The organism is Halomonas sp. FeN2 (assembly GCF_020595105.1).
GTDB classification, from domain to species: domain Bacteria; phylum Pseudomonadota; class Gammaproteobacteria; order Pseudomonadales; family Halomonadaceae; genus Vreelandella; species Vreelandella neptunia.
Map to the genome: position 1 here is coordinate 3,635,333 of NZ_CP074200.1, position 12,791 is coordinate 3,648,123.

At 56.3% G+C, this 12,791-nt stretch carries 8 protein-coding genes; 6 read left to right on the top strand and 2 right to left on the bottom strand.

Annotated features, from left to right (window positions below):
- Complete coding sequence (locus KF947_RS16710; protein ID WP_227404542.1) at positions 1 to 1,389, bottom strand: PLP-dependent aminotransferase family protein; 1,389 nt, start codon at positions 1,387 to 1,389, stop codon at positions 1 to 3.
- Between the two features lie 137 nt (positions 1,390 to 1,526).
- Here KF947_RS16710 and KF947_RS16715 point away from each other — a divergent pair, with 137 nt between their 5' ends.
- Positions 1,527 to 2,696, top strand: coding sequence for an MFS transporter (locus KF947_RS16715; protein WP_227404543.1), 1,170 nt, complete (start codon positions 1,527 to 1,529; stop codon positions 2,694 to 2,696).
- 14 nt (positions 2,697 to 2,710) lie between these two features.
- On the opposite strand, the gene KF947_RS16720 is transcribed toward KF947_RS16715, so the two are convergent.
- Positions 2,711 to 3,643: a cation diffusion facilitator family transporter gene (locus tag KF947_RS16720; protein WP_227404544.1), complete on the bottom strand. Its 933-nt coding sequence runs from the start codon at positions 3,641 to 3,643 to the stop codon at positions 2,711 to 2,713.
- 244 nt (positions 3,644 to 3,887) lie between these two features.
- Between KF947_RS16720 and KF947_RS16725 the strand changes: the two genes are divergently transcribed.
- From KF947_RS16725 to KF947_RS16745, 5 genes are all read left to right on the top strand, one after another.
- A complete protein-coding gene (locus KF947_RS16725; protein ID WP_227404545.1) occupies positions 3,888 to 6,029 on the top strand; it encodes a type VI secretion system Vgr family protein in 2,142 nt (713 codons plus the stop codon).
- The gene (locus KF947_RS16730; RefSeq protein WP_227404546.1) at positions 6,022 to 6,960 is read left to right on the top strand and encodes a DUF4123 domain-containing protein; all 939 of its coding nucleotides are present in this window, start codon (positions 6,022 to 6,024) and stop codon (positions 6,958 to 6,960) included. The genes KF947_RS16725 and KF947_RS16730 overlap by 8 nt, the downstream gene beginning before the upstream one ends.
- A complete protein-coding gene (locus KF947_RS16735; protein ID WP_227404547.1) occupies positions 6,957 to 10,397 on the top strand; it encodes a toxin VasX in 3,441 nt (1,146 codons plus the stop codon). Before KF947_RS16730 ends, KF947_RS16735 begins: the two co-directional genes overlap by 4 nt.
- A 13-nt stretch (positions 10,398 to 10,410) precedes the next feature.
- Entirely contained in the window at positions 10,411 to 11,742 is a 1,332-nt protein-coding gene (locus KF947_RS16740) for a hypothetical protein (protein WP_227404548.1), read from the top strand.
- Positions 11,743 to 11,937: 195 nt separating this feature from the next.
- Positions 11,938 to 12,774 (top strand): alpha/beta fold hydrolase, encoded by an 837-nt coding sequence (locus KF947_RS16745; protein WP_227404549.1) that lies wholly within the window; start codon positions 11,938 to 11,940, stop codon positions 12,772 to 12,774.
- Positions 12,775 to 12,791: the final 17 nt, after the last annotated feature.

The window sequence follows — 12,791 nt, forward strand, 5'->3', positions numbered from 1 at the left end:
TTAACTCGCTGCTTCAATAAACGCTTTCGCCCTTGGGTCTTGTATATAGGCGACGTTGAGCCGGAGCCAGGGCGTTGGCTGGTGATCGGCAAAAAACAGATGCCCCGGCGATAGCGTGATTTCCCACCGGTTAGCCAGTTCACTGAGGGTTTCAGGAGTAATGGCCACCGGTGGTTTCGACCACACAAACATCCCGCCAGCCGGTTGGGTATACACCTCCCAACCGGCATTTTTCAGCATCGTTAGCGCTATTGCCATTTGATTGGCGAGCTTAATGCGCAGCCGTTCGGTAAGCTTTCGGTAGCTGCCGTTTTGCAGCAGGGTGGTGACGACCTGCTCAGCAAACCGCGAAGCTGAGATGCTGGTTAACATCTTGATGTCCACAAAGCGCTGTACCCAAGCCATGGGCGCGGCGACAAAGCCTACTCGCAGTGAAGAGGAGAGGCTCTTCGAAAAGCTACCCAGGTAGAATACCCGGCTCAATCCATCTAACGCTGCCAAGCGGGTGGTGGGAGTGTGCTGAAAATCCGCGTAGATATCGTCTTCAATAATCTGAAAATCGTGTTGCTCGGCGAGCTGTAACACTCGATGCGCTACTGCCGGGATGAGCGTGCTGCCCGTGGGGTTGTGAAAAACGCTGTTGATGTAGAACAGCTTTGGGCGGTGCTGGGCCAACAACACCTCCAAGCGCTCGATATCAGGCCCATCGGCTAATCGCGGCACGCCAATCACGCGTATTCGCTGTAAGTGCAGCAGGCCGAACAGATTGTAATAGCCCGGTGATTCCACGAAGACCACATCGCCAGGCTCTAGCAGCATCCGCACCAGCAGATCCAGCGAATGGCTGCCGCCTCCGGTCATCACGATCTGCTGGGCGTCCGCAGTAATCGCCAGTGGGCGCAGGCGTTCCTGGATTAAACCGCGTAAATCCTGCGGCCCTTGAGGTGTGCTGTACTCGAAAATCCCCGAACGGCTTTTACGCGCCACTTGGCGAATGGCGTGAGTGAGGTCATCGCCTTCTCGCCAGTCGCTGGGCAGCCAGCCGCAGCCCAGCTTGAGCGTGTGCTCATTGGCACTGAAAAGCCCCCATAGCCCGTTGGTGACCTCTTCCAATCCGCTCGTAGCTTCGGGTTGTGATACCAGTGCTGCTGCGTTATCCGCCACATAAAAACCCGAACCGGGTCGTGAGCGCACTAAGCCAGAAGCGACAAGCCGTTCGTAAGCTTCAATCACCGCATTACGGCTGATGTGGTGGGTGGCGGCTAAGCGACGAATAGAGGGTAAGCGACGGCCACCGCCTGCACCGTGCGCGGTAATCCAAGCGCGAATGCCTGCTTCGAGCTGCTGGGCGATGGGCGTCGTGGCGTGCCGATTAACCTCTAGTTTCATAACGTGGCCTATGGCTTTCAACTGTTCCCTAAAAAGGCGGAACAGTGTCTGGAAAGTGGAGGTTAAGTGTACCTTACCGCTGAGCGGTAAGCGTGCGAGCTTAGCGGTTCAATGACTTACTTATTTAGGACTTAGCTATGAGCCGCACTGCCAATCGCGCTATCAATAAAAGGAGCGCAGCCTGCCTGGCGTTTGCGCTATGTACGATTACCACGGCGGTTAATTTACAGGCCCCACTTTACGATGCGCTGGCGGCGCGGGATGGTTTAGGCGTTGGTGCCACTAGCATCGCTTTTGCCTGCTATGTGGTGGGCATTATACCGGTGCTGCTGGGGTTAAATGGCTTGGCCGATCGGGTAGGGCGCAAGCCATTAATTATGACTGCGCTGTTGTTATGTCTCTTGGCGACAGGGATTACCCTGATAGCGCCCGGTTTGCTGGCGCTGGGCATTGCTCGATTTCTGCTGGGTATCAGCACGGGGTTAACGTCTGCGGTAGCTCCCGCTTATATGCAGTTGCTGTTGGGTGGTGAGGATAACCGTGTGGCGACCAACTACGTAACGGCCAGTACCGCACTCGGGTTTGGGCTAGGGGCCGCGGTGACGAGCCTGTTTGTTTTCCACACCCCAAGCGTATCGCCACCCAGCCTGTGGATTTATCTCGCGATCGCTTCGCTGGCGCTGGTGGTGGTCACCACACTTAAGGATCGCACTCCGAATCCCACTAAAAGTCCTATGCTGCGTTTGCCCAGCTATCCTAAAGGGGCTCTCTCCTATGGGCTGGCGATTTTGTTGGCCTGGGCGATGGTGGGGCTAGTGATAGCCATCCTGCCTTCTGCATTAAGCCAACACGGTTTATCCGCCTGGAGTGGCTTCGCCACCTTCGGTATCTGCAGCTGCGGGGTGCTGTTTCAGCCCTGGGCGAGAAGACTTGCGCCGCGCAGCGCTACTCGACTGGGTCTGGTGATTTTGCCGATTGCCTACGGGTTGATCGCCTGGGGAGCGGTTCAAGGTTATCTTGCGGCGGTACTGCTGGGCACGGTAGCAGCCAGTAGCGCTTGCTATGGGTTTATCTACCTGGGGGGATTAAGCGGCGTGTTGGCGATTGCGGACGGCTCGGCTAGCCAACAAGCCACCCAAGCCAGCGCGGGCTATTTCCTGATGGCCTATCTGGGCTTTAGCATCCCGGTCATCACTACTGGGGTACTTATTGATGCCGTAGGGCATACCTTGGCGTTAACGCTATTTGGCCTTGCGCTACTGGTTAGCGTGATCGCCACGCTAGTTCTATTGCGCAAGGCTCGCTAATTAGCAAAGCCTATTTATGTGTGCTTCTCTACCAAGAGCCCACAGGAGGGCGCTGCCCAGCGGGTGTCGGCAGTAAACACCACGTCACACACCACGGGGGAGTAATAGCGGCGCACTTCGTCATCGACGCGTGCCCTGAGTAAATCCTGGGTGGAGACCGAAACATCGGATGCGTCGGGCAGTACCACATGCACCATCACATACAGCAGGCGCCCAGGGCGAACCATGCGCACCCGCACCTCTTGAGTGTCGGTATCCGCCAGGGCATTCGCCACGGCTTGGCGAATGGGCACCGCGATAGCCTCTTCCGGAGTTTTGTTGAGCAGTTCCTTGAGTGCCTGGGAAGCCATACGCACCGGCACGCCCAGGCAGAGCACCACCACCGCAATGACCAACACCGAATCCACGTAGGGCAGAATCGTCTGCCAGCCTAAGCGCTCAAACAGCATCACCAGGAAGAAAGCGGCTAACACGGCGGCAGAGATAACGCTGTTGACCACCCAGTTGAGTTTGTCTGCCGCTATCAAAGGGCTGCTTACGTGACGCTGGCTACGGTGCATCACCCAGGCTGTCAGTGAACAGGCAAAGGTAGCAAACAGGGCATATAGGACTGCCAAACCCGCCGCGATCACTCGGCCGCCGGTGAGCAGGGCGGCAATGGCATCGACCAAGGCAAAAATAGACACGCCTAAAATAAGCAGCCCTTTGCACAGGTTCACCAGCGACTCAAAGTAGCTATAGCCGAACGGGTAGGATTCGCTATCAGGGCGGCTGGCTAACTTGCTCACCTTGATCGTTACCAGAGCAACGCTGAAATAGATCAGATTGAACAGCCCATCCAGCAGGATCGCTTGGGAGTTGGAGGCGAGTGTGGCCACGATGCCTGCACAGCCAATCAGCAGCGCCATAAAGGCTGAGAATGCCAAAGTGCTTGATTCTGTCTTCACAAAGGTTTCTTCCGGTATGCATAGTCAAAATAGCCAATAAGCATAGCAACTTTGTTGGCCACAACGTCAGTGGCTTATCGAACGCTGGCTGCCTGTTTAATGAGTCTTAGGCCCTATTTTGTAAGAGATCTCTTACAAGCGTGTAAGACATTGACGCTTCGTGCCCTCAAGGGGTTGCCCTCTGCCACGGGCTCGCTATCCTGATTGCCTCTCATTAGCAGCTGATGATCCAAGGAGCGGAGCGATGGCGGATAGCACGGGCCTACAATTTACCCTGTCCCTACCCGGGGCCGATGACACCGCCGTGGTGTGCTTTACCCATCGTGAGGCGCTGTCTGAGCCGTTTGCGCTCTCGGTTGAGTTTGCCAGCCGCACCCACGACCTGTCGCCCAGCGACTGCTTGGATCAAAACGCCACCCTGACCATTTGGCAGGACGGTGAGCCGCTACGCCGGGTGCATGGGATGATTTCAGAGCTGCACCGTGGCGACAGGGGACACCGGCGCAGCTTCTATCGGGTGGAGATTCGTCCCGCGCTGTGGCGGTTATCGCTACGCCATAATTCGCGTATCTTTCAGGATACGTCCCCCTATGATGCCATCACGACGCTCGCTAACGAGCGCAGCCTCACCGATATCGGCTTTGCCACCACTCGCACACCCCTTGATCGGGAGTTTCTGGTTCAGTACCGCGAGACCGATCTGGCCTTTATCGAGCGTTTAGCTGCCGAAGAGGGCTGCTTCTATTTCCATGAGTTTGAGAACGCCGAAGGCGGCAAGCACCAATTAGTGTTTGCCGACGCCACCGTGGTGCTGCCCAGCGTCGGCGAGCGCGTCTACCACGGCCGCGCCGGGGGCACCCCGCCCCGACGCCATGTACGCAAATTGCGTCAGGCCAGCCGGGTGCGCCCCGCCTCGGCGATGCTCAAAGATTACACTTTTAAAAACCCGCCCTACGCGCAGATCCACGAGCACCTCGCTCCCAACCTGGGGGAGCATGCCCAGCGGGAGGATTACGAGCATTTCGATTACCCCGGCCGCTACAAGAAGGACGCCTCCGGCAAGCCGTTTACCCGCCACCGGTTAGAGTCCTTGCGCGCCGACGCCACCACCGCCGAGGCCGAGAGTGACCTGCCGGAACTCGCCCCCGGCATCTGCTTTACCCTCACCGACCACGATATTGATAGCTTTAACCGTTCCTGGCAGGTGGTCTCGGTGGTGCACTACGGCGAACAGCCCCAGGCCCTGGAAGAGGACGGCATGGCCCGGGGCGGCTATGACAGTAACAATGGGGGAGCCAGCGCCGCGCAAGCCGGCGAGCTGATGACCCGCTACCACAATGACGTGGTGATCATGCCGAAGGATCAGACCTTCCGCCCGGTGCCCAACCCCAAGCCGCGGGTCGATGGCCCCCAAGTGGCCTTTGTGGTGGGGCCGGAAGGCGAAGAGATCTACTGCGACGAGCACGGCCGGGTCAAGGTGCAGTTTCCCTGGGATCGTTACGCCGAACCCAACGAGACCGCCAGCTGTTGGGTGCGGGTGGCCCAGGGTTGGGCAGGCGGTGGCTATGGCAGCATGGCGATCCCGCGGATCGGCCATGAGGTCATTGTCTCGTTTTTAGAGGGCGACCCCGATCAACCGTTGGTCACCGGGCGCACCTACCATGCGGTGAATATCCCGCCCTACCCGCTGCCGGCCAACAAGACCCGCACGGTGATCCGCACCCAGAGCCACAAATCGGAAGGCTTTAACGAACTGCGCTTTGAGGACGCCACCGGCGAAGAGCAGATCTGGCTGCATGCCCAAAAAGATCTAGAGCTGCTGACGCTTAATGATCGCACCGAGGAGATCAAGCGCGACAGCCATCTCAAAGTGCACAACGACCGTATCAGCGAGATCGACAACGACGAGCACCACACGGTGCACCGCCACCGCTTTGAGCACACCGAAGGCGCCCAGCATTTAAATGTTGAAGGCACTATGCATATGCGCGCCGGTGAGGCTTGGCTAAGTGAAAGCGGTCGGGAGCTGCATATCAAGTCGGGCCAAAAAGCGGTGCTCGAAGCCGGTAGCGAAATCACCCTCAAGGTAGGCGGCAGCTTTATCAAGCTCGACGCCAGCGGTATCACCATCGTCGGCCCTCAAGTCAAAGTCAATGCCGGTGGCAGCCCCGGTAATGGCACCGGGCAAGCGGCCGAGCCGCCCAAGCTGCCGCCGGTGCTAGAAGGTAAAGATCATGACCGGGCAGAAGCGATAGGGCACTCGCCGTTATTAAGTAGTGATATTGAGCCATCGCGTCAGTTAGCGGCTCTAAAGCGAGGTAGTGCCCTGACTAATATATGCGAGCCACCCGATGACGCTTCATTAGGGGGGCATGAAGATGAGTAACCTCACCAGCGAAGGATTGCGACAATATTCGCCGGGCTCGCCGCCTAAAAGTAGCGATGTGGTGAATCAACCTGGCTACTACGTGTTGTTGGATGCGTTAACGCGGCCAAACCTAGAGCGCTGGCTATACGAAACATTGGAAGCGCCTGATTATGAATTACTGTATTTGAAAACGCCCCTGAAAGAGTGCTGTGAAGTTTCACCTTGCCTTGTAGCGATTAAAGGAGAGCCTGCGCTGTGGGAGGCATTCTTAAAACAGGGGGCTAATCAGGAGTGGGGATGGCTGCTTTACAGCCGCACCTCCCGCCAAGAGCTTTTAGCCCGCCTACGCTGGCTGCTGATGGTGCATCACCCTGTCCATGGGGAGCAGGTGCTGCGTCTTGCTTCCCCTGCCGTTATGCATAGCCTGCTCAATATCAAGGGGGGAGGGAGCTACACAAGTTTGTTTGGTAGCGTTATTGAACGTGCCTGGTTACCGGTCAAAGACAGCACCTCCATGACATGGTGGCAGGTTAACCAAAGCGACTCATTGCAAGAGACTGGCGTACCTACTTCAGCGTCTCCCCTAACATTGCAAGAGGCGCACCTTTCCGCCCTGGCACACGTTAACTGGCAGCGTTTTCAAGTCTCGCTAGCTAAACATTTACATCATTACTTCCCATCAGGCCCGTTAATCAGTCACCACGGCTCTACGATGAAAGCGGCTGAGCAGGTCATCGCAACGACAGCTCGGCTGGGATTTGTGGGGCAACGAGCGCACTTTTACATGGCAAATATATTAGGCGCCCACGGTAACGCCGCATTGGATGTTGATCAGTACCCTGCATTAGCTAAATTGCTTCTCCATCCCAACCATCAAGCACCAATGGAACGGCTAAAAGCGGCAGTCAGTCTTGCCCAGCAAGCGTTAGAACAGGATGACATGGTATGAGCATGGATATAGCGGCCGCTAATCGCGTTGCCGATAACCAGCCAGATAACGACCCCAGCGATGAAAGCGGCCAGTGTACGCTAACACAAAAGGACATGCAGTTAGTTCCCGTGCGTTACGCCATGGTCGAAGAGCCCGAAGCTGAACGTGCAGAGGCGGTGAACGGCTTTGCCCCCGTGCACGGCGGTCGTTTTCGTCGTTCCGGAATTCGGCCGATACGCTCGGGGTGGTTATATATTGTGCATAGCTTAACGCCCGATGAACTCCTGATATTCAAAGTAGAGCCCGATGGCAGTGGCGATGAGATTATTCTTGAACGCAAAGGGAGCATCGAAGTACTGCACAGCATGGTGGAGCTAACTGAGCGCCATCAGTCCATGCTACTGATCCCCTCCTTCCGTCGCCAGGTAATGACCCGAGTAGGCATAGGCGGATTCTGCCATGGCACCGCCCATTTACTTGACCCCAATGACTTGCCTGACGCACTGGCAGATGACCACGGTGAATATCGTGCAACCCCAGAAGCGCCTGACCAAGAGGCAGGCGCTGATGCTGAAATCGACCCGGGAAGTTATGTCTGGTGTGACCTTGAAGCGACGCCTATTGATTGGCAAGCGGCCAGCGCTGGCGACATTGTGGGCAGCATCAACGGCAGCTACCAAAACGACAGCGCCATTCTCGTGGTAGAAGATATTCCCGCACGAGTAAAAGACTGGGCGCAACTTTGGAAGCAACTAGCTGAACAACAGGGCAATTGGCAGGATAAGTATCAAACGGAGAACTTCGCGGCGAGAACGACTGATGGGCTGATGACCCTTAACTTTGCTCCGCATGCCGCTAATGCGGGCCAGGGCAATATTCCCGAATGGCTAGGCGATGCTGGCAGCGATGATCAGGCCGATCTACGCGAACTGGCAGACCTTTACGAGCAGCGACGCGAAAGGCGTGAGGCTATCCATACTGCTCACACTGGAGTGGTCGGTAGCGCCTTGGCGCCTATTAACCGGGATATCGATGAACTCAGCCAGCATATCGCTGAAAACCTAGGTACGGATGCTGAGTCAGTAAAAGAGTTTGTCGAGGAAACCGAGCAGGCCCACTTTAATGAAGTGATTGGCGGCAACTACGCGCTGGCACCCAATGGCATTGTAGATGTCATTCGTCAGCAGGATATGGAAAATTTCCTAGCCTACGCCAACGGCCTTGAGGAGGATTGGCAATCGGCTTACCTAGCAATAGGACAGGATATGGCGCGGCTAGCGCCTGTATGGCACGACTATGCTCTGGTGCTGGATCGGGAAGAAGCACTACATATAAAACTGACGAGTAAAATCGAGAAGTACGCTTTCGAAACGCTGGCATTGTGTGGGCAAAGCGATTTTCTTGCTCAGTATTATATGGGCGATACCCCCAACACGGCCCACTTGCTTCACTTTATTCCTACTGAAAGCTTTATTGACACTTTCCTATCCGAGTTGGATGGCCCGCAAAAAGCCTTAACACAGGCGGCGGCATTGATGACCGCCTCAGGCGCACTAAGTAATTACCAAACGTGGCAGAGCACTATTGATGAGCAAATAGGCCTGCGCTTTCGCAGCATTGAGGGCCTCGCCGATGATGTGGTGGCGGATATCGCCGGGGAAGTCAGTTACAAAGAGAAAATGCTGGGTGAAGCGGTAATTAAAACACTGCTAGATGACGCGCCGCAGTTGGATGTTCCCCAGCGCTTTGCCAACCTGGCGGGCATGCTGCCGGAAGGGCAACGACTAATGTTTCTTGAGCGCCTGGGGCTGCCGGAAATGGGCTGGGATATCCCCGACCAAGCGGTGCTAGGGAGGTTGCAGCAGGCCACTACCAAGGCACAACGCTCGTCATCACTGCTCCAGCGGTTGGAACAGGATATGGAGCGCTATTACCAAGAGCGGGATGCGGAAATAAAGCGTGCTTCTCGTCGGGGCACAAGCCAGGCCCATCGCCGCGCTGCTGACCAGTTCAACGCGAGAAAAATCCGAGCTAAAGAGTTAGAGATAAGGCAACAGCAGCAGTTGCTGGGTGAGGCATTAGAAGAGCTGGCAGATCATAGTTTTCCCGCTAATGAAAATGGCACTCACGCCCTTAAAATAGGCGGCCTAAGCCAAGCCGCTACCCGCGCAGCGCTCGCTGAGCGCAACGCCTTCAAACAATTGGCCAACCAGCCCCGTGAAACGATGCGGAACACGCTCGATACACTCATCCGTAACGAACAGAATGAGGTGTCGGTATCCCGCGCGCTGGGGGTATTAGTGAACGGTAGTTTGTCGGCGATGGGGGCCATCACGGCCTGCGTGGCCATGAAAGATCTGTTTGAAAGTTTTGGAGCAGAGAGATTTTCTGAAAGTCTAGGTAACGCAGGTTCTCAGACAGCGGCAACTGCGGCAGCACTTATGGCGATTAGAGAAATGATTGTCGATGTCCGCCATCGCAAGCTCTATGAAGGGCGCGCCTTTCAACAAGTCGCCCAGGCTGAATTAAAAGCAGCAGCGGGTAGCCCTGTTCAGTTGGAGCTTTGGGCCAGGGCAGCCAATAAAGCCATGGTTTTTGTTGCTGGTCTGGGTGGTGTGGCTGGTGTTTTTGAGATGATTAGGCAAGGGCAGAAGCTAGGGCGTGCAGAGACGCAGGCGGAGCGTTTAGCCACTCAGGTGGCACTTGTGGGGGCTACTGGTACAGCAGGCGGGGGCTTTGCCTTAGCTGGCAGGTGGCTTGTGGGTAGACTATTAGGCACGCCTGCTGCGCAGTTGCGGCTTTTGATGTTGCAGTTTGCCGGGCCGGTGGGCTGGTTCGTTGCGGCCAGTACGCTGTTATTGGTGATGGGCGACTTATTAGCCAGCCGTTTTTCGCTAAGCCCGGTACAGCGCTGGTGCCAGCGCAGCTACTGGGGACAGCGCAGCAAACAGTGGAATCTTGAAAAGCACGAGCAGGAACTGGGCAAACTAAGTGGCAGCGAGGTTAGCGTGGAGCGCCAAGGCGTGGCAGCACCCCATGCCGGCCCCGGGCCTGGCCCTGCCGCTAGCGATCTAGCCTTCCGTCTGACCATGCCCGGTGGTCAGCCCCCGAGTGACGAGACGCTCTTTTTCGGTGTATGGGGTGTTCCCATGCGTGGGGGCCATCAAGAGCTGACCCGTGATGTGCTGGCGTATGCCCATAGTAGAACAGAAAGCTCTCGAGTAGATGTCACCTATCACTTTGCGCCAGAGGCGCTAAGTCAGTTCTACTTTGTACGGCTGGTGGTGCGCTCGCGCCTCAACGGTGAATCCACAACGCAAGTCTATGAACTATACCGCCGTGGCCGTTCACTCCCAAGTGAGTGGCGTGAGGTGAGTGCCCTGACGGATAGCTTTTTCAGCAGCGTAAAAATAGGCACCTGGCCTGGTATGCCACTCACGCCCTGGGCACCCTGAACAAGGACGAATAATGTTTAACACCAACCCCAAAGATGCTTTACCCCCCATGCGCGCGGGCGAACGGGAAAGCCGTGCCGGGGGTGAACAATATTGTTTGAGTCCGCTACCCCTACCCACAGATAGCGAGTACGCGGTGGATGTGGCGAATATCGATGTACACCACGATGACGTCATTATGGATCTTCGCCAGGGCGCGAGCCCCGACACCTTGATGACAGCGGGGCATGTGCTAAGTGGGTTAGCGTTATTTATGAACGGCTTTTTTTTAGTGGTGTTTTGTATGGCAATCATAAAAAACACCGCGTATAGCCAAGTACTAGCATTCTGGGGGGGGGGGCTGTACTTTGTTTTTTTGTATATCTTTATTCTAGGCATTATTTGGATCAATACGCTGCATAAGCGCATACCCCCTATTCGCCTAAACCGTCAGCGCCGTGAAGTTGCTTTTGTGGTAGAACCCCCAGGTCGCTTCTGGCTTCCCGCGCCTCAAAACCTGTGGTTAATGTCTACAGCGGGCTTAGCCGCAGCGGCTGGGGGGTTTATGGGTGTGATCGAAGTGGGTGAATGGCTGCGCGGTGCCCAGGAGAGTTTCCCTGTCGGATTGACGCTACTGCATATCGGCGCCCTGGCCTTTTTCTTTGTTTATCCGCCTGTTTATGACGCCCTCTGTCGGCTTTTCAAACGTGAACGGCGCACGGTATTGGTACCCTGGGAAGAGGTGGTCGCGATGTGTGCCTTTAACCCGGGCCTCGGGCCAGGGGCGGTCACCGGCTTTAGCTGGAACTATGCGCTGTTGCCGCCCGACCCGCAGCGGCCAGGCTACACGCTGCCAGGGGCGGGCATCATCGTCAGTGTGGGTGGCCTGCCGGGGGCACTGGCCCAGTGGGAGTATATTCGCCGCTTTATGGAAGAGGGTGCCGAGGCGATTACTCCTTCCGCCAGAGAGTGGGGCGTCGAGTGGTACAACGCCTATGTGGCGCGTGAAAAAGCCGAGTGCGAACGCACCAACGACCCCGCCCGGTGGAGGCGCTTTCGGCGCAAGCGCCTATGGGAACATGCCCGCTTTGCCCACTGGTACACCGAATACCGCATGAAGCATATTCTGCCCAAAGCAGTACCCAGCGACTGGCTGGCCGAATGGTCTAAGCCCTTACCCGAATCCCAATGGGCCAAGCCTTCGGCGGCTGTTAATGAACTTAGCAAACACCTGCGCGCGGCTTACCATCGCGGCGAGAAATTTATTGAAATGGGCGACATCGAAAAACGCTTTGGGGTGGTGGTACCCGCTGCAAGACAACAGGCTTACCCTACCTTTCCCTTTAGGCGTGGTAGTTCACGGTAATTGTTAACACCAATCCCAGCAGCTCTGCCCCCATGCACACAGGAACGCGAAAGCCAGGGGCGAACAGTAATGCCTCTGCTTCTAACGAACGTATAAAGAGCTACTAACAGCCCACTTTGGTAAGTCCGAAAGGGTTGTACTAGCCTTATGTGGCACATAAATGCTTCACGTTAAGCCAAACAGGAGGGTGAGACGATGCCAATGCTGAGCGTAGGAACGGAACAGGGCACGCCGGTTGAGCTTTATTACGAAGTGCGCGGGGCGGGCAAGCCCGTGGTGCTGATTCATGGTTGGCCGCTGAGTGGCCGCTCGTGGGAAAAGCAGGTGCCTGCGTTAGTCGAGGCGGGCTATAAGGTGATTACCTATGACCGCCGGGGCTTTGGCGGGTCAACCCAGGCTGATGGCGGCTACGACTACGACACCCTAGCGTCAGACCTCAAGAAACTGATTGAGGCGCTGGATTTGCACGATGCTACCCTGGTGGGCTTTTCCATGGGCGGCGGTGAAGTGGCGCGCTACCTCTCCAGCTATGGCACCAGCCGTGTTCATAAAGCCGTTTTTGCCGCAGCGGTGCCGCCTTACCTTTATAAAGCCGATGATAACCCCGAAGGTGGTCTTGATGATGCCACCATTAATCAGTTCCTTGAGGGCGTAAAAGATGACCGCCTTGCCTTTCTGGAAGAGTTTACCAAGAGCTTCTTTACGGCAGGTGAACGCAGCGACTTAGTTAGCGAGCCGAACCGCCAGTACCATCGCGATATTGCCGCCTTTGCGTCACCCCAGGCGACCTACGACTGTATCAAGGCGTTTAGCTATACCGATTTCCGTGAAGATCTACCTAGCATCGATATCCCCACGCTAGTCCTCCACGGTGATGCAGATGGTATCGTGCCCTTTGAAGTCAGCGGTAAGCGGGCTCAGGAGCTACTGCCCAATGCGCAAACGCAAGTGATCAAGGGCGGGCCCCATGGTCTCAATGCTACCCATCCTGATGAGTTCAATCAGGCACTGATTAGCTTTTTGAATGAATAACGTTTGAGAGTAACGGC

What these genes read in the sequence shown, in the direction of transcription:
- KF947_RS16710 (WP_227404542.1), bottom strand. Translation starts at nt 1,389, where the DNA reads ATGAAACTAGAGGTTAATCGGCACGCCACGACGCCCATCGCCCAGCAG.
- KF947_RS16715 (WP_227404543.1), top strand. Translation starts at nt 1,527, where the DNA reads ATGAGCCGCACTGCCAATCGCGCTATCAATAAAAGGAGCGCAGCCTGC.
- KF947_RS16725 (WP_227404545.1), top strand. Translation starts at nt 3,888, where the DNA reads ATGGCGGATAGCACGGGCCTACAATTTACCCTGTCCCTACCCGGGGCC.
- KF947_RS16730 (WP_227404546.1), top strand. Translation starts at nt 6,022, where the DNA reads ATGAGTAACCTCACCAGCGAAGGATTGCGACAATATTCGCCGGGCTCG.
- KF947_RS16735 (WP_227404547.1), top strand. Translation starts at nt 6,957, where the DNA reads ATGAGCATGGATATAGCGGCCGCTAATCGCGTTGCCGATAACCAGCCA.
- KF947_RS16740 (WP_227404548.1), top strand. Translation starts at nt 10,411, where the DNA reads ATGTTTAACACCAACCCCAAAGATGCTTTACCCCCCATGCGCGCGGGC.
- KF947_RS16745 (WP_227404549.1), top strand. Translation starts at nt 11,938, where the DNA reads ATGCCAATGCTGAGCGTAGGAACGGAACAGGGCACGCCGGTTGAGCTT.